Source organism: Stenotrophomonas sp. TD3 (genome assembly GCF_001939825.1).
Classification (GTDB): domain Bacteria; phylum Pseudomonadota; class Gammaproteobacteria; order Xanthomonadales; family Xanthomonadaceae; genus Stenotrophomonas.
Genome location: NZ_MOYM01000003.1, coordinates 554538 through 572958, shown reverse-complemented (window position 1 = coordinate 572958; position 18421 = coordinate 554538). Strand labels below are relative to the sequence as shown.

20 protein-coding genes are annotated in these 18421 nt (G+C 68.3%); 10 read left to right on the top strand and 10 right to left on the bottom strand.

From position 1 onward, the window contains the following. From BKE09_RS22180 to BKE09_RS22150, 7 genes are all read right to left on the bottom strand, one after another. Entirely contained in the window at positions 1–1533 is a 1533-nt protein-coding gene (locus BKE09_RS22180; protein WP_075678153.1) for an MFS transporter, read from the bottom strand. A 150-nt stretch (positions 1534–1683) separates the two neighbouring features. Beyond that, positions 1684–2430, bottom strand: a complete 747-nt coding sequence (locus tag BKE09_RS22175) for a hypothetical protein (RefSeq protein ID WP_075678151.1) — start codon at positions 2428–2430, stop codon at positions 1684–1686. Then, on the bottom strand, positions 2430–3056 hold the full coding sequence (locus tag BKE09_RS22170; RefSeq protein ID WP_075678149.1) for a DUF3299 domain-containing protein: 627 nt from the start codon (positions 3054–3056) through the stop codon (positions 2430–2432). Before BKE09_RS22170 ends, BKE09_RS22175 begins: the two co-directional genes overlap by 1 nt. Continuing rightward, entirely contained in the window at positions 3046–3603 is a 558-nt protein-coding gene (locus BKE09_RS22165; protein WP_075678147.1) for a DUF3299 domain-containing protein, read from the bottom strand. Before BKE09_RS22165 ends, BKE09_RS22170 begins: the two co-directional genes overlap by 11 nt. A 2-nt stretch (positions 3604–3605) precedes the next feature. Continuing rightward, positions 3606–4859 (bottom strand): ABC transporter permease, encoded by a 1254-nt coding sequence (locus tag BKE09_RS22160; RefSeq protein WP_075678145.1) that lies wholly within the window; start codon positions 4857–4859, stop codon positions 3606–3608. Further along, complete coding sequence (locus tag BKE09_RS22155; RefSeq protein WP_075678143.1) at positions 4852–5547, bottom strand: ATP-binding cassette domain-containing protein; 696 nt, start codon at positions 5545–5547, stop codon at positions 4852–4854. The genes BKE09_RS22160 and BKE09_RS22155 overlap by 8 nt, the downstream gene beginning before the upstream one ends. Further along, a complete protein-coding gene (locus BKE09_RS22150) occupies positions 5544–6077 on the bottom strand; it encodes a DUF2796 domain-containing protein (RefSeq protein WP_075678141.1) in 534 nt (177 codons plus the stop codon). Before BKE09_RS22150 ends, BKE09_RS22155 begins: the two co-directional genes overlap by 4 nt. Before the next feature lie 32 nt (positions 6078–6109). Here BKE09_RS22150 and BKE09_RS22145 point away from each other — a divergent pair, with 32 nt between their 5' ends. Continuing rightward, positions 6110–6586, top strand: coding sequence for a MerC domain-containing protein (locus BKE09_RS22145; RefSeq protein WP_075678139.1), 477 nt, complete (start codon positions 6110–6112; stop codon positions 6584–6586). A gap of 57 nt (positions 6587–6643) precedes the next feature. Here the strand turns inward: BKE09_RS22145 and BKE09_RS22140 are convergent, their stop codons facing one another. Further along, positions 6644–8776, bottom strand: coding sequence for a TonB-dependent receptor (locus BKE09_RS22140; protein WP_075678137.1), 2133 nt, complete (start codon positions 8774–8776; stop codon positions 6644–6646). Positions 8777–8961: 185 nt separating this feature from the next. On the opposite strand from BKE09_RS22140, the gene BKE09_RS22135 reads away from it, so the two are divergent. Beyond that, a complete protein-coding gene (locus tag BKE09_RS22135) occupies positions 8962–9837 on the top strand; it encodes an AraC family transcriptional regulator (protein ID WP_240502976.1) in 876 nt (291 codons plus the stop codon). 10 nt (positions 9838–9847) lie between these two features. Here the strand turns inward: BKE09_RS22135 and BKE09_RS22130 are convergent, their stop codons facing one another. Next, positions 9848–10750 (bottom strand): LysR family transcriptional regulator, encoded by a 903-nt coding sequence (locus BKE09_RS22130; RefSeq protein ID WP_075678135.1) that lies wholly within the window; start codon positions 10748–10750, stop codon positions 9848–9850. Between the two features lie 118 nt (positions 10751–10868). Here BKE09_RS22130 and dkgB point away from each other — a divergent pair, with 118 nt between their 5' ends. The 8 genes from dkgB (at position 10869) to BKE09_RS22090 (ending at position 17443) form a co-directional block, all read left to right on the top strand. Beyond that, positions 10869–11672, top strand: a complete 804-nt coding sequence (dkgB, locus tag BKE09_RS22125) for a 2,5-didehydrogluconate reductase DkgB (protein ID WP_075678133.1) — start codon at positions 10869–10871, stop codon at positions 11670–11672. A gap of 11 nt (positions 11673–11683) precedes the next feature. Next, the gene (locus tag BKE09_RS22120; protein WP_075678131.1) at positions 11684–12658 is read left to right on the top strand and encodes a TIGR03571 family LLM class oxidoreductase; all 975 of its coding nucleotides are present in this window, start codon (positions 11684–11686) and stop codon (positions 12656–12658) included. A 19-nt stretch (positions 12659–12677) separates the two neighbouring features. Beyond that, complete coding sequence (locus tag BKE09_RS22115; protein ID WP_139319704.1) at positions 12678–13616, top strand: cyclase family protein; 939 nt, start codon at positions 12678–12680, stop codon at positions 13614–13616. Next, on the top strand, positions 13613–13936 hold the full coding sequence (locus BKE09_RS22110; protein WP_049448058.1) for an adenylate cyclase: 324 nt from the start codon (positions 13613–13615) through the stop codon (positions 13934–13936). Before BKE09_RS22115 ends, BKE09_RS22110 begins: the two co-directional genes overlap by 4 nt. Before the next feature lie 126 nt (positions 13937–14062). Further along, positions 14063–14440 (top strand): copper homeostasis periplasmic binding protein CopC, encoded by a 378-nt coding sequence (gene copC / locus BKE09_RS22105; protein WP_075678129.1) that lies wholly within the window; start codon positions 14063–14065, stop codon positions 14438–14440. Positions 14441–14450: 10 nt separating this feature from the next. After that, the gene (gene copD, locus BKE09_RS22100) at positions 14451–15335 is read left to right on the top strand and encodes a copper homeostasis membrane protein CopD (RefSeq protein ID WP_075678127.1); all 885 of its coding nucleotides are present in this window, start codon (positions 14451–14453) and stop codon (positions 15333–15335) included. A 45-nt stretch (positions 15336–15380) separates the two neighbouring features. Then, positions 15381–16079 carry a heavy metal response regulator transcription factor gene (locus BKE09_RS22095; protein WP_075678125.1) on the top strand — a complete coding sequence of 233 codons (699 nt, stop codon included), beginning with the start codon at positions 15381–15383 and terminating at the stop codon, positions 16077–16079. Next, a complete protein-coding gene (locus BKE09_RS22090; protein ID WP_075678123.1) occupies positions 16076–17443 on the top strand; it encodes a heavy metal sensor histidine kinase in 1368 nt (455 codons plus the stop codon). The genes BKE09_RS22095 and BKE09_RS22090 overlap by 4 nt, the downstream gene beginning before the upstream one ends. Before the next feature lie 20 nt (positions 17444–17463). Here BKE09_RS22090 and BKE09_RS22085 read toward each other — a convergent pair whose 3' ends face one another. Then, positions 17464–18396, bottom strand: a complete 933-nt coding sequence (locus tag BKE09_RS22085; RefSeq protein ID WP_075678121.1) for a LysR family transcriptional regulator — start codon at positions 18394–18396, stop codon at positions 17464–17466. Between the last annotated feature and the right edge of the window lie 25 nt (positions 18397–18421).

Sequence of the window (18421 nt, the reverse complement as noted above, 5' to 3'; positions counted from 1 at the left end):
TTATTTTACGCGATCGGCCGCGCCCTCGCGGCTGCCGACGCGGCCACGCAGCAGGCGCGCGATGATCGTCGCGCCGAGCACCAGCATCACCGTGATCACCAGCAGCACGATCTGGTAGCCGCGGTCATACGCGGCCGCAGCCAGTGCGAACCACTCGCCCTGCCCGCTTTCGCGTGCCACGTGCAGCGCCTGGGTGAAGCCTTCGCGGGCAAGCTCGGGCATGTCGGCCGAGGCCGGCAGGAAGGCGCCATACATCGCCGCGCTCAGGCTGCCCAGCATCGCCACCGCCAGCAGGCCACCGAATTCATACGACACCTCTTCGACCGACGAGGCCATGCCCGCACGGTGCGCCGGTACGTTGTTGAGGATGGCAGTGGACGCCACCGAGATGGCCGAGCCCATGCCGAACCCGGTGATGGCCATGCCAGCCACCACCCAACCCAGGCCATGCGGGAAACCGAACGCCACCACGCCGACACCCAGTGCACCTGCGGCCAGGCCGCCGCAGATCAGCGGGCGCAGGCCCACCCGGTGCAGGATGCTGCCGCCCAGCAGCGCACTCGGCAGGCTGCCCAGCGCCGCCACCGAGACCAGCAGGCCTGCCTGCAGCGGCGTAAAGCCTGCCACCAGCTGGAAGCGCTGGGTGGTGACCAGCTGCAGGCCGGCCATCGCGAACAGGGTGAACACCGCCGACAGCGTGCCGGCCAGGAACGCAGGATTGCGGAAGATCGCGAAGTCCAGCAGCGGGTACGGCAGCTGCTGCTGGCGGCGCGCGAACGCCGCACCACTGATGACGGCCAACAGCAGCGCGCCCGCGCCCAGCGCATACGACGGCGGCGTAGCGATCAGCGACTTGATCGCCAGCACCAGGCCGGACAGTGCCGCCAATGCCAGCAGCGACGAAACCAGGTCCCACGGCCGCGAGGTGTCGCGCTGGCCTTCCGGCGCCAGCAGCAGCGTCGCCACGAACGCGACCACCACCACCGGCACGTTGATCAGGAACACCGAACCCCACCAGAAGTGCTGCAGCAGCCAGCCGCCGATGATCGGGCCGAGACCCGCACCGACGATGGCCACCGAACCCCAGATCGCGATGGCGATGTTGCGTTCGCGCTCTTCGTGGAAGCTCAGGCCGATCAGCGCCAACGTGGCCGGCATCATCGCGGCCGCGCCGACCGCGAGGAGGGCACGTGCGGCAATCAGCTGCGTTGCGGTGTCGGCGAACGCCGCTGCCAGCGAGGCGATGCCAAACACCACCAGGCCGATCAGGAACATGCGGCGGTGACCGATGCGGTCGCCCAGCGTGCCGGCACCCAGCAGCAGGCCGGCCATCACCAGCGGATAGGCGTTGATGATCCACAACGCCTGGCCGGCACTGGCCGAGAGTTCCTCGGTCAGGGTGGGCAGGGCGGTGTACAGCACGGAGTTGTCGAGCGTGACCAGCAACAGACCGGCGGCGACGGTGAACAACAGTGCCCAGCGACGGGCACGCGACAGGGCCGGAGCACCGGCCAAGGGCTGGGACAAAGCCATGGGAGAACCTGATGGGGTGGAGTACGACCATAACTATACCGGATGTCCTGTATAGTTATGAACTTCGGGATCCACCGGTTCAGCGTTTGTAGGGGTGGCCTGCTTGGGTGAACCGCCAGCCAGGCATGGCCTGGCTCTACTGGTAAACGCTTATCGGCAGTCTTCCGGCAGCGCGGCAATCGCCGACACCACCGCACCCTGCATGCCCTGCCCCACGGCCATGTCCAGTTCCCCGCCCGTTCCCCCATGCTGGCGCCGCAGTTCGTCCTCGCACAGCCCGCGCACCCGCGCCCGGGCATTGGCGCGCAGGCTGCTGCACCGCCAATCGGTGCCGCCCAACGGCAGCACCGAATACACCACGCTGTTGCAGGCATTCCCTGCGCGTTGCTGCAACGACAGTCCGCCGAAATCCCGCGGCTCGCTGCTGCGCTGCGGGTCGAAATAGCTGTCCGGGAAGGTGCGCGCGTACTGCTCGATGTCCACGGCCATGCTGCGCCCACCGGCCAACGGTATCTGCAGCGGCTGGCCACACGGCGTCGCATCGGCCCGGTGCTGGATGTACTGGTAGATCGGCCGGTCCAGTGATGGATCCTGCTGGGTCACCGCGCTGACCGCCGCCAGCACCGGCAGCGATGCACGATTGGCCATGCGCGCCAGCAGTCCCGCCTGCGCCGGCTGGCAGCGGTCGCGCAGGGTCGCCGCAAGTAGGAACAGCACGTCGTTGCGAAAGGCATGGTCATCACCCAGCCGCTGTTCGATGCGCTGGCGGGCATCGGACGAAGGCGGCGGAAATGCGATCGCGGGTGGCGCGATGGGTGCAGCCTGCCGCTGCCACCACACCAGCAGCGCAACCGCCACCAGCAAGGCTGCTGCAACGATGATCCAGCGCGCACGCATCAGTTGTGGATCGCCGTCAGCGTTGCCGCTGCGGCATCGTAGGACGCGCTGGCAATGTCCGCATCGAAGCGCTTCACCTGCAGGCGGCCGGCCAACCGGTACGGATCCCACAGGTCACCCAGTGCGATGGGCGTGGCCAGGGTCACGTGGATGATCTGGTTCGGTGGCGGTGGTGGCACGTGGATGCACGCACCGTAGAACGGCACGAACAGCAGTTCATCGACCAGGCCGGCATCGTTGGTGCCCAGCGGTACCACGTAGCCATCCAGGTCCACGGCGCGGCCATCGGCAGCATCGACCACCTGCGAAGAGCCGAACTGTCTGGCGCGGTCCGGGCTGGAATGATCGATCTCCTGTCCCGGTGGCGTGCCCGAGCCGGTGTCGTCGATCAGCCCGCCCACCCCGTCCATGCCATTGCGTGACAGGCCGATCTGCGGTGGCGGGCGCTGATAGGTGACTTCGTCGGGCCGCAGCGCATCCCAACGGTCGATGGGTGTTCCAGCCACGACGGGCTGTGACGGCGCGGGGGCCGGTGCAGCGATGACGGTCGTCGCGTCCCCGCCTGCCTGCGTGCACCCCAGCAAGCCCAGGCAGCACGCCACTCCCATCAGGACATTACGGTTCATACGGCCTCAGCTGTGCATCGCGCATGGTGTAGGCGGAGCCGGCCAGATCATCATCCAGCCGTTCGGCACGCAGGGTGCCGGCCAGGAAGAACGGCGAGTACATGTCCGGCATCGCGATCGGGCGTGGCAGCACCACGTGCACGATCTGGTTCGGTGGTGGTGGTGGCACGTGGATGCAGGCGCCGTAGTACGGCACGAACAGGAATTCGGTCAACCGCCCGTCCTGCGTGTTGGCCAGCGGCACCACATAGCCGGGCAGGCGCACCGGCCGCTGCAGCACCGTGTCCACCGTGCGGAACGTACCGAACTGCGGCATGCGCCGGTTGCCGTTGTGCTCGACCTCCGGGCCCTCGCCCCGCTCCAGCGCGGCCAGCTCGTCCTTGGGCATCATCTGCAGCCAGTCCAGTTCCTGCTCTGCCGCATCCGCAGCGTCAGCGTCAGCGCGGTCGACAACCGGCGAGGGTGGCAAGGCCTGCACACCGGTATCCACCGGCCGCTCGCAGGCGGCCAGGGCCAGCACCATCGGCAGCGACAGCATCCAGCGCATGCTCAGCCTCCCGGCGACAGGCCATCGGCCAGCGTGCGCCGGTAGGCCAGCAACGCCGGCACCAGCCCGGCCACCGCGCTGATCGCCAGCACCCCTACCACCCACGCCAGCTCGCGGCCATCCGGCCACACATGGGTGATCGACAGACCGAAGGTCGCCAGCGCCCAGCCACGCCCGGCAATGCTGGCGGCCACCAGCAGCGCCAACGCCAGCACGCAGGCCACGGCACTGGTCGCCACCGCTTCCACCACCAGCAGGCCGGCGATGTAACCCGGCCGTGCGCCGGTCGCACGCAGGATCGCCATCTCGCGCCGCCGCTCCTGCAGTGTCGAGACCAGCAACGCCACCAGCGAGACCATGCCCAGCAGCACCACCATCGCGCTGATCAGCTGCAGGGCGCGCTCGGCCGTGCCCAGCGACTGCCACAGCTGCTGCAGCGTCACGCCGGGAAGGATGGCCAGCATCGCTTCCTCGGGATACTCGTTGATCCTGCGCTGTACCGAGAAGGTGGCGATGCGCGAGTTCAGGCCGAGCATGAAGGCGGTGATGCTGGTCGGGGTCAGATCCAGATGACGCGCCTGCTCGGCGCTGACGCGCTGGCTGCGCAACTGCACGCCCGATCGCCAGTCGACATGGATCGCCTCGATCGCCGGCAGCGAGACCAGCAGCGACGAATCCACCGGCGTGCCGGTGCGTTGCAGGATGCCCGCAACACGGAACGGCTTGTCGGCATGCGTGGCCAGGGTGACCGCGCCGGTGCCGTGTGCCAGCACGATCTGGTCACCGAGGCCGACCTTCTGCGCGCGCGCCACCTCGGCACCGATCACCACGTCATACAGGTCATCGAACGGCCTTCCGCTCGCAAACGCAAGCGCGTGCCCGGCGCCATAGCGGTAGTGCTCGAAATAGCCATCGCTGGTACCGACCACGCGGTAGCCGCGCCAGGAATCGCCCAGCGAAAGTGGCACCGCCCACTTCACCTGCGGCAGCGCGGACAGCTCCTGGTAGGACTGCCAGGACACGTTGTTGGTCGGGTCACCGATATGGAACACCGAGTACAGCAGCAGGTTCACCGGCCCCGACCGCGCACCGACGATCAGGTCGGTACCAGACACGGTGCTGGCGAAGCCTTCGTGTGCCTGCGTGCGCACGCGCTCGACGCCCAGCAACAGCACCACGCTGAGGGTGATGACCAGCACGGTCAGGCCCACGCTCAACGCACGGCTGCGCAGGCTGGCCCAGGCAAGCTCAAGCATGGCCGGCACCTGCCTGGTTGATCTCCGACAGGGCAATCGTGCGGTCGAACAATGGCTGCAGGCTGTCGTCATGGCTGACCACCAGCACCGTGGTGCCGGCTGCCTGGCACTGCGCCGCCATCAGCTGCAGGAACGCGGTGGCCGCGTCGCGGTCGAGCGCCGAGGTCGGCTCATCGGCCAGCAGCAACGCCGGGCGGCCGATCAGGGCGCGTGCCGCCGCCACGCGCTGCTGCTGGCCGACGCTGAGCGTGCCTGCGCGCCGCGGCATCAGCGCCGGGTCCAGCTGCAGCGCCTGCAGCAGGCGGGCGATCTCGGCATCCAGCGGGCCGCTGATGCGTGCGCTGCGCAGGCGCGAGAAGCGCAGGCCCAGCGCGATGTTGTCGCGCACGCTGAGAAACGGCAGCAGGTTGAACTGCTGGAAGATCACGCCCAGGTGGTCGGCGCGGAAGCGATCCCGTGCGGCACCACGCATCGCCTGCAGCGCGTGACCGGCGACCTCGATGCTGCCCTTGCCGGGCAGCAGCACGCCCGCGAGCAGGCCCAGCAGCGTGCTCTTGCCACCGCCACTGATCCCGCGCAGCAGCACGCTGCTGCCCTGCTCGATCCACAGCCGCGGCACGTCCAGCACCAGCCGCCGGCCATAGCCGAACTGCACGCCATCCAGCGCGATCACCGGTCGCATGCTCACGGTGCCAGCACCACGCGCAGGTTGTCCGGGGTCAGCACGCTGCGGTTCTGGCCATGGGCGGTGGCACTGTTGACGATCACTTCGTGCAGGCTCGGAAACAGTGCGGGCAGGCGCACGACAATGGCCCGCAGCTCGCCAGGCTTGGCGCAGTGGTACTGCAGCGTTGCGCTGAATCCCGCATGCCGATGCTGTCCTGCCGGCGGCGGCGTGGCCGTCGCATCGAAGCCCTCGGCCTTGGCATCGTTGCCGGAAAGGCTGCAGCCCGCAGCGGTGGGCAGGGTGACCCAGCGGCCGTCCTTCAGCAGCGCAACCGCACGCGCCAATGCCACCTGCTCGGTCGCATTGGCCGGCGGCCGTTCGAAATCAAGGATGCCGATACCGGGGGCCTGCAGGGCGAATTCCAGCGTCTGCTGGTCGAGCGCAAGATCAACGGTGGCCTGGCCGTGTACGTGCGCACCCAGCTGGCGGACATCATGGGCCTGTGCGGCACTGGCAGCCAGCAGCAGGAAAAGAGCAGCAGAACGCTTCATGGGGGAGACTCCAATTGTTACTATGTAACATTATGGACCACATCCCCACGACGCCCGCAAGGGCCCTGGCCCAGCCGCCAACTTCGGCACGCTGGCATCCCCGCGTTGATCTGGCCGGCGCCTGGCTGTCCCTCGCCTGCGCCGCCCACTGCATCGCCCTGCCCCTGCTGCTCGCCTTCGTGCCGGCGGCGATGATGGCGCTGCGTTCGTTCCAGCACCCCGGCCATGGCGCGATGACGGTGCTGCTGGTGATGTCGCGCTGGGAATGGCTGTTCGCGCTGCTGGCCTCATCGCTGGCATTGGCCAGTACCACGGCCGGGGTGCACCGGCATGGTCACTGGCGATCCCTGCAGCTGGCCTGCGCCGGCGCCATCCTGCTGTTGTCCGCCTCGCTCTACCTGCCGCTGAAGGAATCGCTGCTCTGGCACGGCGTGGCGACGGCCGGTGGTGGCGTGCTGCTGGCATGCGCGCACATCGGCAACCGGCGCGCGCTGCACAACCGCCGGTAGCGCCGGCCGCTGGCCGGCGCCCCAAGGATGCCGGCCAGCGACCGGCACGCTCCTTGGTCAGAAGCGGTAACCCACTTCCGCGCCAAAGATCCGCGGGCTGTCCACCGGGCCGTAGTAGTTGCCGTCGCGGCCAAAGGCCAGGTTGTCGAAGATCAGGCCGTTGATGCGACGCTTGTTGGTGAGGTTCTGCACGAACACCCGCGCGCTCCACGGCCCGCTCTCGTAGCCCAGCTGCGCACCCAGCACGGCCACGGCCGGCTGGAATGCACGGTTGCGCTCGTCCAGCGCACTGGAGCCGGTGAACTGCGATTCCAGCCGCGCGTAGAGGCCAAACGCGAACTGGTAGCGTGCGGCCAGATAGCCGGTGTAGTGCGGGGTCAGCTTGACCCGCTTCCCTTCCAGGTTCTGGTCGACGCTGACCCACAGCCTGGTGTACTTCGCATCCACATAGCCCACATTGGCCATCAGGGTGAAGCCCGGCAGCACTTCGAACACGCCCTCCAGTTCCGCACCCCGTGACCGGATCGAGGCGTCCGATCCCACGTAGTCCGACGAGATCGGGCGGCCGTTGCCATCGGTGGCCACCTGGATCTCCTGCCAGTTGTCCGAGGTGATGTGGAACAGCGCCCCGCCGATATGGCCACGGCCGCCGGCCAGGTTCATCTTGAAGCCAAGCTCATGGCTCCACATGCGTTCGGACTCGTAGCGCAGCACCTTGTCGTTGACCACATCGCTCTGTGCGGCTGCCAGATTGAAGCCGCCCGGAATGTAGCCCTTGGCCGAAGCCGCGTAGAAGGACAGGTCGTCGGTGGCGTCGTAGCGCAGCGACACCCGCGGCAGCGTGGCCGAGAAGGTATGCGCCAGCGCGGCATCGCGATACAGCACGCGGCCACCGGCGCCCAGGTCCAGCGCACCGGCGCGCTGCTCGGTGGAACGCCGCGCCTGTTCATGGCGCAGGCCGGCACTCGCGGTCAGCCTGGGCAGCGCGAGGAAAGTGTAGCTGGCGGTGGCGAACACGCTGTAGTCCTCGCCCTTCGAGGTCTGCCGCGGTGCCAGGTTGTAACTGTCCAGCCCATGCAACGCAGGGCCGACGAACGTACCCAGGATCGAATCCTTGCTGTTGCGGTAGGTCGACACACCGGCCATCCAGGTCAGAGGCTGGTCACTGGGCGAACTGAAGCGCGCCTCGGCCGTCCATTCCTTCTTCCTGTCGTAGATGCGGCCGGCCAATGCCGGGCTGTTGGTCATGTCGAAGTCGTAGCCGGCCGAGGTCACCTCCTCGTCCCGCCAGGAGGCGGCCACGTCCAGCGTGCCGGCCTGCAGCTGCCATTGCGCGCTCAGGCCGGCCACCGATTCATCCTTTTCGGTGCGCTTGGGCGCGTCGTTGATGTAGGTGAAGTCACCGGCACGACGGCCGCCATTGAGCGAGGTGCCGTAGGTGCGGTTGTAGAGGCCGGTATCCAGCGGCAGGTATTCGTACTCGAACATGCCCGGCGCGCGTGTGCGCAGGTGGTACGCGAGCGCGTTCACCGAGACATAGTCGCTGGGCCGCCAGCGCAGCTTGCCCTGCAGGTAGCCTTCGCCCACCCTGCCGCGCGCACCGGAGGGCGTGAGGTTCTTGAGGTAGGCATCTTCGTCCGAGCCCATGAACGCCACCGAGCCGGACAGGCTGCCCGCCTTGTTCAACGGCCCTGCCAGGAAGCCATCGAGCGCGGTGCCATTGCCGTTGCCGAACCAGGTGCTGCGCATATTGATCTCGCCCTCGCGTGCATCGGCCGGGCCGCGTGTGCGCACCAGCACCAGCCCCGACTCGCTGTTGGCACCGTACAGCGTGCCCTGCGGGCCGCGCAGCACCTCCACCGACTCGACCTGGTTGAGCACGGCGTTGCTCAGTTCGCGGAACGGGATGCCATCGATGTAGACCGAGGCACGGTTGACCAGGAAGGGGTTGGACTCGATGCCGCGGATCGAGATGAACATGTTGCTGAGCTGGCCCATCGCGTTGAACTTCACGTTGGGCGCGAGCTTGTCGAGATCACGGAACTCGGTGACACCGGCCTCCTTCAGCGCCTGCCGATCAAGCACCGTCACCGACAGATCGCTCTTCAGGTACGGAGTGTCGCGCTTGGAACCAGTGACCCGGACGCCGTCGAGCGTGGTCGGGTCGGCCTGCTGGGCGAGTACAGGCATGGCAGGAATGAGCAGGGATGCCGCGACAAGCGCGGCGGCAGGCGTGGACGACTTCAACGGATGAACCTCAGCGGATGAATTGGCGGGCGCGCGGGCGGCGGCAGCGCGCAACAGGAGTGTTATCCTGTAACATTCGCGCGGTGCCGCCACTCCATTCCCGGCGGCGCTGCTCCGTTTCCGGATCCATGACGCGCGCCTTCCTGATGCGAGCCCTCGCCGACCAGCTGCTGCAGGAAACCGGCCCACAACCGCCCGCGATGGTGAGCAGCGACGATGGGGCGGTGGTGCTGCTGCGCCATCGCTTCGAGCCCAGCGAAGGCTGCATGGGCCATCCCCACCAGCTGCGCCTGGGCATGGCCATCGGTGGCGGCGGGCGCTTGCAGCAACGCAGCCATGGCGGCCTGCTGCAGGGCGTCTGGCAACCTGGCCAGTTCAACGTGGTCCTGCCCGGTGACTTCGGCACCTATGCCAGCCCCGCAGTGGATGTGCTGGGCCTCGCCATCGACACCGGCCCGCTGCAGCAGGAGGCGCACCGGATGCATGACCTGCAACCGCTGGCGGCGCGCCTGCAGCGCGACCCGGTGGTCACCTCGGTGCTGCAGGCGTTGTGGTGCAGCGCGCAGGCCGATGCCTGCCTTCCCGGATTTCTCGAACACGGCGCGCGGGTGCTGCTGCACCGCCTGCAACAGCTTGCCGGGCACGCGCACGCGATGCCGCCGCGGGCCACTGCGCTGTCCGCGCGGCAGCTGCAGCACCTGCAGGAGTACATCGACGCGCAGTACGGCCAACCGCTGGCGGTTGCGCAGCTGGCGGCGGCGCTGCAGATGGATCCATCGACGTTCAGCCGTGCGCTGCGTGCAGCCACCGGGCTGCCACCCTATGCGTTCCTGACCCGGCGCCGCATGCAGTGGGCGTGCGCGCAGCTTGCGCAGGGACACAACGTCACCGAAGTCGCACTGGCCTGTGGCTACGCCAACCCCAGCAAATTCAGCGCGGCCTTCCGGCGTGTCGCTGGCTGCTCACCGTCTGCGTGGGCCGCGCAGCACCGCGGCCTGCGATAGCGCCGGGCCCTCACTCGTCGAACGGGCGCTGCCCCAGTGTCTGCGTCACGTGGTCGACGAAGCAGGTGATGCGCGCAGCCAGCGCGGTGTTGCGGTAGTACACCGCGTTGATCGGCTGCCGCACGTCCTGCGTCTGCCTGGCGAACAGCTGCACCAGTCGGCCCTCACGCCGGTCCTGTCGGGTCAGGAAATCGGACAGGCAGGCGATGCCCAGCCCGGCCACCGCCATCTGCCGCAGCGTCTCGCCGCTGGACGAAGCGATGGCCGGCTCGATCACGAACGGCCCACCATCGTCATCGAGCAGCGGCCACTCGTTCAATGAACTGGGCTGGGTGAAGCCGAGCAGGTCATGCGTGCGCAGCTGCTCCACGCGCGTCGGCGTGCCGTGCCGGCGCAGGTACTCGGGGCTGGCCACCACGCGGATGCGGCTGTGGCCGATCGGCCGCGCATGCAGGGTCGAGTCGCGCAGCACGCCAATGCGGAATGCCACGTCGGTGCGCTTCTCGATCAGGTCGGTGATGCCCTCGTTGGAATTCAGCTCCAGCTCGACCTGCGGGTAGCGCTCGCGGAAGCCCTCCAGCAACGGCACGATCACGTGCAGCATGAACGGCGTGGCGGCGTCCACGCGCAGGCGCCCGACCGGCTGCAGCCGCCGCGCGGCCATCTGTTCCTCGGCCTCGTCCACCGTGGCCAGGATCGTGCGCGCGTACTCCAGGAACGCCGCGCCTTCCTCGGTCAGTTCCAGCCGCCGCGTGGTCCGCCGCAGCAGCGTGGTCTGCAGCTTGTCCTCCAGCCGCGCCAGGGTGCGGCTGGTGGCCGAGATGGTCAACTCCAGCTCCTCGGCCGCCGCCGTGATCGAACCACTGTCGACCACGGCCACGAAGGCCTTCAGCTCATCCAGGGTGGTTTTCATTTTTTACCTCGGCGCAAAAGCGTTTCCCGTATACACGGCTTAATCAACAAATGTAAAGCGCCCACACTTCGCCCTGTCCCGAGCCCACCGGCTCTCAACGAAGTCCCTGGAGTCCATCATGAGCGTTCCTTCCTTTGGCGTCGGCACCTTCCGCCTGACCGGCCAGACCGTCATCGACTCGGTGCGCAATGCCCTGGAAGTCGGCTACCGTGCGGTCGATACCGCGCAGATCTACGGCAACGAAGCCGAGGTCGGCCAGGCCATCGCCGAATCCGGCGTCCCGCGCGACCAGCTGTTCCTGACCACCAAGATCTGGGTGGACAACTACGCTGCCGACAAACTGATCCCGAGCCTGCGCGACAGCCTGGCCAAGCTGCGCACCGACTACGTGGACCTGCTGCTGATCCACTGGCCGGCGCCGGGCAATGGCGTTGAACTGCGCGAATACATGACCGCGCTGGCCGAAGCCAAGACGCTGGGCCTGACCCGCCAGATCGGTGTGTCCAACTTCAACATCGAGCTGACCCGGCAGGCCATCGAGGTGGTCGGCGCTGGCGAGATCGCCACCAACCAGATCGAACTGAGCCCCTACCTGCAGAACCCGGCACTGACCGCTTTCCTGCAGGACCAGGGCATCACCGTCACCTCCTACATGACCCTGGCCTACGGCAAGGTGCTGAAGGATCCGGTGCTGGCCGCCATCGCCGGCAAGCACCAGGCCACCGTGGCCCAGGTCGCGCTGGCGTGGGCGCTGCAGAGTGGTTACTCGGTCATCCCGTCCTCGACCAAGCGCGAGAACCTGGCCAGCAACCTGCTCGCCCAGGACCTGCACCTGGATGCCGATGACATGGCTGCGATCGCTGCGCTTGACCGCAACGGCCGCGAAGTCGATCCGCCGGGCCTGGCCCCGGCCTGGGACTGAGGAGCCTCGCCATGGGCAGTGCGTTGGCGCGGCTGCAGGCCGGTGGCTTCAGCATCGGCATCGAAGCACCGCTGGACAATGACTGGACGCCGCCGGGCGAACAGGCACGACGCGCCGCGCGACGCCTGCCCGGCGAACCGGACCTGCAGCGCCATGCGGAACTGGCACGGTTGGCCGACCGCCTCGGCTTCCGTGCGCTCTGGGTACGCGACGTGCCGGTGTACGACCCGGCCTTCGGCGATGCGGCGCAGGTGTTCGAGGTATTCAGTTACCTCGGCTACCTGGCCGGCATCACCGAGAACATCTTGCTGGGCACCGGTGCGGTGGTGCTGCCGATCCGTGAGCCGTTGCTGACCCTGAAGTCGGCGCGCAGCGTGCAGCGGCTCAGCGGCGACCGCCTCCTGCTGGGCGTAGCCAGTGGCGACCGCCCGGTGGAGTACCCGCTGTTCGGCCGCGACTTCGACACGCGTGGCCGCCGCTTCCGCGAGCAGATCGCACTGCTGCGCGAAGGCGCCGCCGCGCACCTGCCGCAGGGCTTGGACGTGCTGCCCGCGGATGGCCCGGCCCTGCCGTTGTTCGTCGCCGGCCTGGCCCAGCAGCAACCGGCGTGGATCGGCCAGCACATGGACGGTTGCCTGGCCTACCCGGGCACGCCACAGGACCATGCGCAACGCGTGGCGGCCTGGCGCGCCGTGGCGGGCAACAAGCCCTATGCCAGCTTCATCCACCTGGACCTGGTGGCCGATGCCAATGCCCCCCTGCAGCGCTGGCGCTTCGGCCTGCGCGGCGGCCGCAACGCGCTGCTGGCCGAGCTGCACGCCATGCAGGCGGCCGGTGTCGACCACATCGGCCTGCAGTTCCGCCGCAACGAACGGCCGTTGGCCGAGACCTTCCACGAAATCGCCGAGTACGTGCTGCCGCACTTCCCGGCCCATGCCGGTGCCGCTGCGCCGCATGCCCCGCTTGCCGCCCCCACGACGGCCTGACAGTTACCGGAGCTTTGCCATGAAGATGAAGACCCTGGCCGCGCTTGCGCTGGCCACCCTGCCGCTGTCCTTCCAGGCCACTGCCGAGGACTGGTATCCCTCTGCCTACGGCGCCAACGATGAGATCGGCGCGGCCAACCTGCTGACCGCGGACGTGGTCAAGCACGCGGTATCGCTGGTCAGGACCGGCAAGACCTATCCGCTGGCGGTGCCGGTGGACAAGAACCTGCCCGCGTTCCGCCACCGCAGCTTCCGCCTGTACAACGTGCAGGTCGGCCAGCAGGCCGGCAAGTCGCTGGGCCCCAACAAGTTCACCTTCAACGATGAACTGGTGAACGCCTGGACCGGCGTAGGCACCCAGCTCAACGGCATCGGCCATATCGGCATCGACAACGTCTACTACAACGGCAACAAGGCCGCCGACTTCGTCACCGTGGACGGCGTGCGCAAGCTCGGCGTCGAGAAGGTGCCACCGATGGTCACCCGCGGCGTCGTGCTGGACATGACCGCGTACTACGGCAAGGCGATCGTGCCCGGCGGCACCGAGTTCACCGTGGCCGACATCCAGGCCGTGCTGAAGAAGCAGGGCCTGAGCCTGCGCAAGGGCGACGTGGTGCTGTTCAACACCGGCTGGCTGGAACTGATCGGCAAGGACGACAAACAGTTCCTGGAAGTGGAACCGGGTATCGGCATGGAGGCCGCGAAGTGGCTGGCCGACCAGGGCATCGTCGCCTTCGGTGGCGACACCTGGGCCTCGGAGGTCTACCCGAACCCGAACGGTGCCGAGGAGTTTCCGATCAACCAGTACATGCTGGCCAAGCGCGGCATCTACAACCTGGAGCTGATCGACAGCCGTGCGCTGGTGCGTGACAAGGCCTGGGAGTTCCTGTTCGTGCTCGGCCAGCCGCTGTACGTCGGCTCGACCCAGGTGAACATCAACCCGGTGGCGATCCGATGAACACCGCGGCTGACCTTCCCGTGTTCGCCGGCCGCCGCTTCCGCGTCAGCTATGACGGCCTGGCCGCCGACAATGTCTACAGCGCCGATGGCCGCCACGTGCAGTACGCCATCGTCTCCGGCGCCTATGCCGGTGCGCAGGGCGAAGCCGCCTGTGAATGGCAGCGGATCAGCGAAGGGGTCTATGCCATTTCGTGGCAGGAAGCCGATGGCGCTACGGTCGTGCATGTCGACGACTTCGTGGGCGGGCGTTCGCTGGCCTGGTTCACCGCCACCGATGGCAGTTTCCATCGCATGCAGGGGCCGCTGGCAGCGCTGTGATGCCGGCCAGCGGCCGGCACCACAGGTGAGTGGACGGAACATTACAGATCGGTAATGTTCGGGTCAGGGCAGCGAAAGGCGCTGCCCTCCACCCTGTGGGCCACGTCTTCCACAGGTGTCCCACACATGGCCCGTCCCCTGCTCCTCTCCTCCGCCCTTGTTGTCCTCGTGTCCGGCCTCGCGGTTGCGCCGCTGGCGCTGGCCCATCCCAGCCTGGTGCGCTCGACACCGGCCGCCGACGCGACCGTGGCCCCGGCCAGCCAGATCGAACTGCAGTTCAGCGAGAAGGTGATGCCGCGTGCCACCCGCATCGAACTGAGCATGGACCATGGCCGCATGAAGATGGCCATGCCTACCACCGCGCAGGACCTCTCCGAAGATGGCCACACGTTGCGTGCGCGCTTCGCCAAGCCGCTGCCGGCAGGCAGCTACGCACTGCAGTGGCGCGCGGTGGGCCAGGACAGCCACCCGATCACCGGCAGCTACCGCTTCACCGTGAAGTAAGGCTGCCGTCGTGGCCGAGCTCTCGCCGTATGCACTGCGGCTGGCGCTGTACCTGGTGCTGATGCTGCTGTTCGGGCGGATGCTGTTCGTCCGTCCGGGGCTGCCGCGCGGCGTCTCGCTGGCGCTCGCCCTGATCGCGTTGGCCGTGGTGGTCACCGATGCCATCACCCGCTTGTCCGGTGTCCTCGGCATCGCGCCGGCCGACATCGACCCTGCAACGGCGCACTGGTTCCTCACCGGCACGCCGGTGGGTAAAGCCGGCCTGCTGCGTACCATGGCGGTGCTGGCGATGCTGCCCCTGCTGGCATTCGCCACGCCGCTGCAGGGCCTGCGCCGCGTGGCCCTGCTCGCATTGTCCGCCACGGCGTTGGCCAGCCTGTCCTGGAACGGTCACGCCGCTGCCGGCGATGGGTTCGCCGGCACCTTGCGGCTGCTGGCCGGCATCGTGCACCTGCTGGCCGCCGGCGCCTGGGTCGGCGCGATCGCCGCCATTCTGCAACTGGCGCTGCGTCCACAGGGCCTGCGCCTGCGCGAGCGCACCCATGCGCTGTGGCAGGCCGCCCACAGCTTCGCCCTGCCCGGTACGGTCATCGTCGCCACCCTGGCGATGACCGGCACCTATACCTATGTCGATCTCGGCGGTTCCATGCAGACCCTGACCGGTACCGCGCATGGGCGCTGGCTGCTGCTCAAGCTGGCCCTGGTGGGCGGCATGCTGGGGTTGGCGGCGCTGCATCGCTGGCGATTGGTTCCGGCCTTGGCCACCTCCATCCGCGACGGCTGGCAACCGCGGCCGCTGCGTTCCCTGCGCCACAGCCTGGCCTGCGAGTCGGTGCTGGCCGTGCTGGTGCTGGCCTGCGTGGCGGTGCTCGGTACGCTGGACCCATTGGCGTGAGCCTGCGCAGCCAGCCCACGTGCAAGCTGCGATGATGGGCGCATCATGAAACTGCTGATCGTCGAAGACGAACCCAAGACCGGCAACTACCTGCGCCAGGGCCTGATCGAGGCCGGCTACGTGGTCGATCTCGCCTGCAACGGCATCGACGGGCTGCACCTGGCCGGCAGTGGCGAGTACCAGCTGGTCATTCTCGATGTGATGCTGCCCGGCCTGGATGGATGGAACGTGCTGTCGCGGCTGCGCGCCGCTGGATGGCAGGTGCCGGTGCTGTTCCTCACCGCGCGCAGCAGCATCGCCGACCGCGTGCAGGGCCTGGAGCTGGGCGCCGATGACTACCTGGCCAAGCCGTTCGCCTTCGCCGAGCTGCTGGCGCGGGTTCGCACCCTGCTGCGCCGGGGCCAGGCGCAGCCGCAGGCCGAGCGCATCGTCATCGCCGACCTGGTGGTGGACACCCTGCGCCGCCGGGTCGAACGCGGCGGCCAGCGCATCGCCCTCAGCCAGAAGGAATACACCTTGCTGGAGCTGCTGGCGCGTCGCCAGGGCGAAGTGCTGCCACGCTCGCTGATCGCCTCGCAGGTGTGGGACATGAACTTCGACAGCGACACCAACGTGATCGACGTGGCGATCCGCCGCCTGCGCGCGAAGATCGACGATGACTTCGATGCCAAGCTGATCGTCACCGTGCGCGGCATGGGCTATGTGCTGGAGGCGCCGGACGACGGTGCCGTGCACAGCGGATGAGCCTGCGTCGTTCCATCGCGGTGCGGCTGACGCTGCTGTTCGCCACCGTGGCCACGCTGGTGCTGGCCGTGCTGGGCGTGGCGATCTATGTCAGCGCCCGACACGACCTGGTCGCCCAGGATTTCATCGAACTGGAAAACAAGGTCGCGCTGATCCGTGACCTCGCCGGCAACGGGCCTGCATCCGCGCGCGGGCAGCGCTTGGCCGAGGCGCTGGGCCACCATCCGGATATCGCCTTCCACATTGCTGATGGGAGCGGTGCGGTGCTGTTCTCCACCGCACCGGTACTGCTGCGCGAGCACGCACGCAGCCAGCCCATCGACACCGCACCGCGCCGCCACGACTGGATCCTCGCCGATGGCCGCTGCATGCATGCCCTGCACCTGCGCCTGACCCTGGCCGATGGCAGCCAGCTGGTGACCCTGCTGGCCATCGACGACGACCGCCATGCCGATTTCCTGCAGCGCTTCCGCCACCTGCTGGCGATCGCGATCATCGGTGCCGCCGTGGCCAGCAGCCTGCTCGGTGGCTACGTCGTGCGGCGAACATTGCGGCCACTGCGCACACTGGCCGATGAAGCCCGGCAGATCACCGCCGGCCGGTTGCAGCGGCGCCTGAGCGCGCGCAGTGCACCGGCCGAACTGGAACAGCTGGCGCAGACCCTCAACGGCATGCTGGCACGGTTGCAGCAGGACTTCGCGCGGCTGACCGGGTTCTCCGGTGATCTCGCCCACGAGCTGCGCACGCCGATAACGAACATGCTGACGCAGGTGCAGGTGGTGCTGGCGCACCCACGCAGCAACGAGGCCTACCGCGAGACGCTGGCGTCGTGTGCCGAGGAACTGCAGCAGCTGGCGCAGACCGTGGGCGACCTGCTGTACCTGGCGCAGGCCGAAGCGCCGGGCGCTCTGCCCTCGCGCGAGCCGGTGGCGCTGGACGCGGTGGTGGATTCGCTGCTGGAGTTCTACGACCTGCTGGCCGAGGACCGGCAGTTGACCCTGCGCCGCGAAGGTGCGGCGAGCGTGGAAGGCAACCGCTTGATGCTGCACCGGGCGATTGCCAACCTGCTGTCCAACGCGTTGAAGCATGCCACCGCCGGCAGCGAGGTGCGGGTGCGGCTGGCCGAGGCCGATGGCGTGTGCAGGGTCAGCGTGCACAACGTCGGAACCGCGATTGCTGAAGAAGCACTGCCGCGCCTGTTCGATCGCTTCTATCGTGGCGAGCGCGGCCGCCACGAAGGAGCGGGGCTGGGCCTGGCGATCACCCGTGCGATTGCACAGGCGCATGGCGGCAGCGTGAGTGTTGCGTCAGATGACACCGGCACCGTGTTCGAGCTGGTGCTGCCGGGCGCAGCAGCCCGCTAGTGCCGGCCGGTCACCGCGTCTCAGGAGCGCTGCTTCGGTAGTGCCGGCCGCTGGCCGGCAACCCCGGTCTGCTCGAACACCCCGGCCACCCAGTCGATGAACACCCGCAACCGTGGCGACGGCGTGCGGTTGCGCGGGTAGACCAGGCTCAACGGGCTCGGCGTCGGTGGCGCCTCCGGCAGCAGCTCTACCAGCTGCCCGCGCGCGATATACGGGTCCATCCGGTAGCGCGGCGCCTGGATGATGCCCAGGCCCGCCAGCGCGGCACCGAGGAAGGCATCCGCGCCGGACACTCGCACCCGCGCCGGCAGCGGCACGTAGCGCACCTGCCCACCCTGCTGGAACTCCAGCGGAATCAGCTGGCCGGTGGCGCTGGAGCGGTAGCCGACCATCTGGTGGCCGTCCTGCAGGGCATCAATGCTGCCCGGCACGCCCTTGGCCTGCACGTAGCCAGGCGCGGCCACCGTCACCTCGCGCAGCATCGCCAACCGGCGCGCCGCCAGATCGCTGTCGGCCAGCGTCCCCACCCGCAACGCCGCATCCACGCCTTCGCGCAGCAGGTCGACATAGCGGTCGCCTTCGCTGACCTCCAGTTCGATCTCCGGGTAGCGCTGCAGGAATTCCGGCAGGTGCGGGATCAGCAGGTGCCTGCCCAGCGTGCCATGCACTTCGATACGCAGCGGGCCGCGTGGGGGCGCATCACGGAACGCGGCCTCGGCATCGTCCATGTCGGCGATCAGGCGCAGGCAACGGCTATAGAAGGCTTCGCCTTCCAGCGTCGGCACCACCAGCCGCGTGGTCCGGTGCAGCAGGCGCACGCCCAGCCGCTGTTCCAGCGCCTTGATCGCGTCGGTCACCGTGGCCCGCGGCAGGCCGAGGTCCTCGGAAGCCCGGGTGAAGCTGCGGCGCTCGACGATACGGACGAAGGCGCGCATGGCCGTGAAGCGGTCCATTGTTCGGCACTCCGGATGATGTTGA

Bases quoted from the DNA above. Each gene is read 5' to 3' on its own strand.
- BKE09_RS22180 (WP_075678153.1), bottom strand. From the start codon at position 1,533: ATGGCTTTGTCCCAGCCCTTGGCCGGTGCTCCGGCCCTGTCGCGTGCC.
- BKE09_RS22175 (WP_075678151.1), bottom strand. From the start codon at position 2,430: ATGCGTGCGCGCTGGATCATCGTTGCAGCAGCCTTGCTGGTGGCGGTT.
- BKE09_RS22170 (WP_075678149.1), bottom strand. From the start codon at position 3,056: ATGAACCGTAATGTCCTGATGGGAGTGGCGTGCTGCCTGGGCTTGCTG.
- BKE09_RS22165 (WP_075678147.1), bottom strand. From the start codon at position 3,603: ATGCGCTGGATGCTGTCGCTGCCGATGGTGCTGGCCCTGGCCGCCTGC.
- BKE09_RS22160 (WP_075678145.1), bottom strand. From the start codon at position 4,859: ATGCTTGAGCTTGCCTGGGCCAGCCTGCGCAGCCGTGCGTTGAGCGTG.
- BKE09_RS22150 (WP_075678141.1), bottom strand. From the start codon at position 6,077: ATGAAGCGTTCTGCTGCTCTTTTCCTGCTGCTGGCTGCCAGTGCCGCA.
- BKE09_RS22145 (WP_075678139.1), top strand. From the start codon at position 6,110: ATGGACCACATCCCCACGACGCCCGCAAGGGCCCTGGCCCAGCCGCCA.
- BKE09_RS22140 (WP_075678137.1), bottom strand. From the start codon at position 8,776: ATGCCTGTACTCGCCCAGCAGGCCGACCCGACCACGCTCGACGGCGTC.
- BKE09_RS22135 (WP_240502976.1), top strand. From the start codon at position 8,962: ATGACGCGCGCCTTCCTGATGCGAGCCCTCGCCGACCAGCTGCTGCAG.
- BKE09_RS22130 (WP_075678135.1), bottom strand. From the start codon at position 10,750: ATGAAAACCACCCTGGATGAGCTGAAGGCCTTCGTGGCCGTGGTCGAC.
- dkgB (WP_075678133.1), top strand. From the start codon at position 10,869: ATGAGCGTTCCTTCCTTTGGCGTCGGCACCTTCCGCCTGACCGGCCAG.
- BKE09_RS22120 (WP_075678131.1), top strand. From the start codon at position 11,684: ATGGGCAGTGCGTTGGCGCGGCTGCAGGCCGGTGGCTTCAGCATCGGC.
- BKE09_RS22115 (WP_139319704.1), top strand. From the start codon at position 12,678: ATGAAGATGAAGACCCTGGCCGCGCTTGCGCTGGCCACCCTGCCGCTG.
- BKE09_RS22110 (WP_049448058.1), top strand. From the start codon at position 13,613: ATGAACACCGCGGCTGACCTTCCCGTGTTCGCCGGCCGCCGCTTCCGC.
- copC (WP_075678129.1), top strand. From the start codon at position 14,063: ATGGCCCGTCCCCTGCTCCTCTCCTCCGCCCTTGTTGTCCTCGTGTCC.
- BKE09_RS22095 (WP_075678125.1), top strand. From the start codon at position 15,381: ATGAAACTGCTGATCGTCGAAGACGAACCCAAGACCGGCAACTACCTG.
- BKE09_RS22090 (WP_075678123.1), top strand. From the start codon at position 16,076: ATGAGCCTGCGTCGTTCCATCGCGGTGCGGCTGACGCTGCTGTTCGCC.
- BKE09_RS22085 (WP_075678121.1), bottom strand. From the start codon at position 18,396: ATGGACCGCTTCACGGCCATGCGCGCCTTCGTCCGTATCGTCGAGCGC.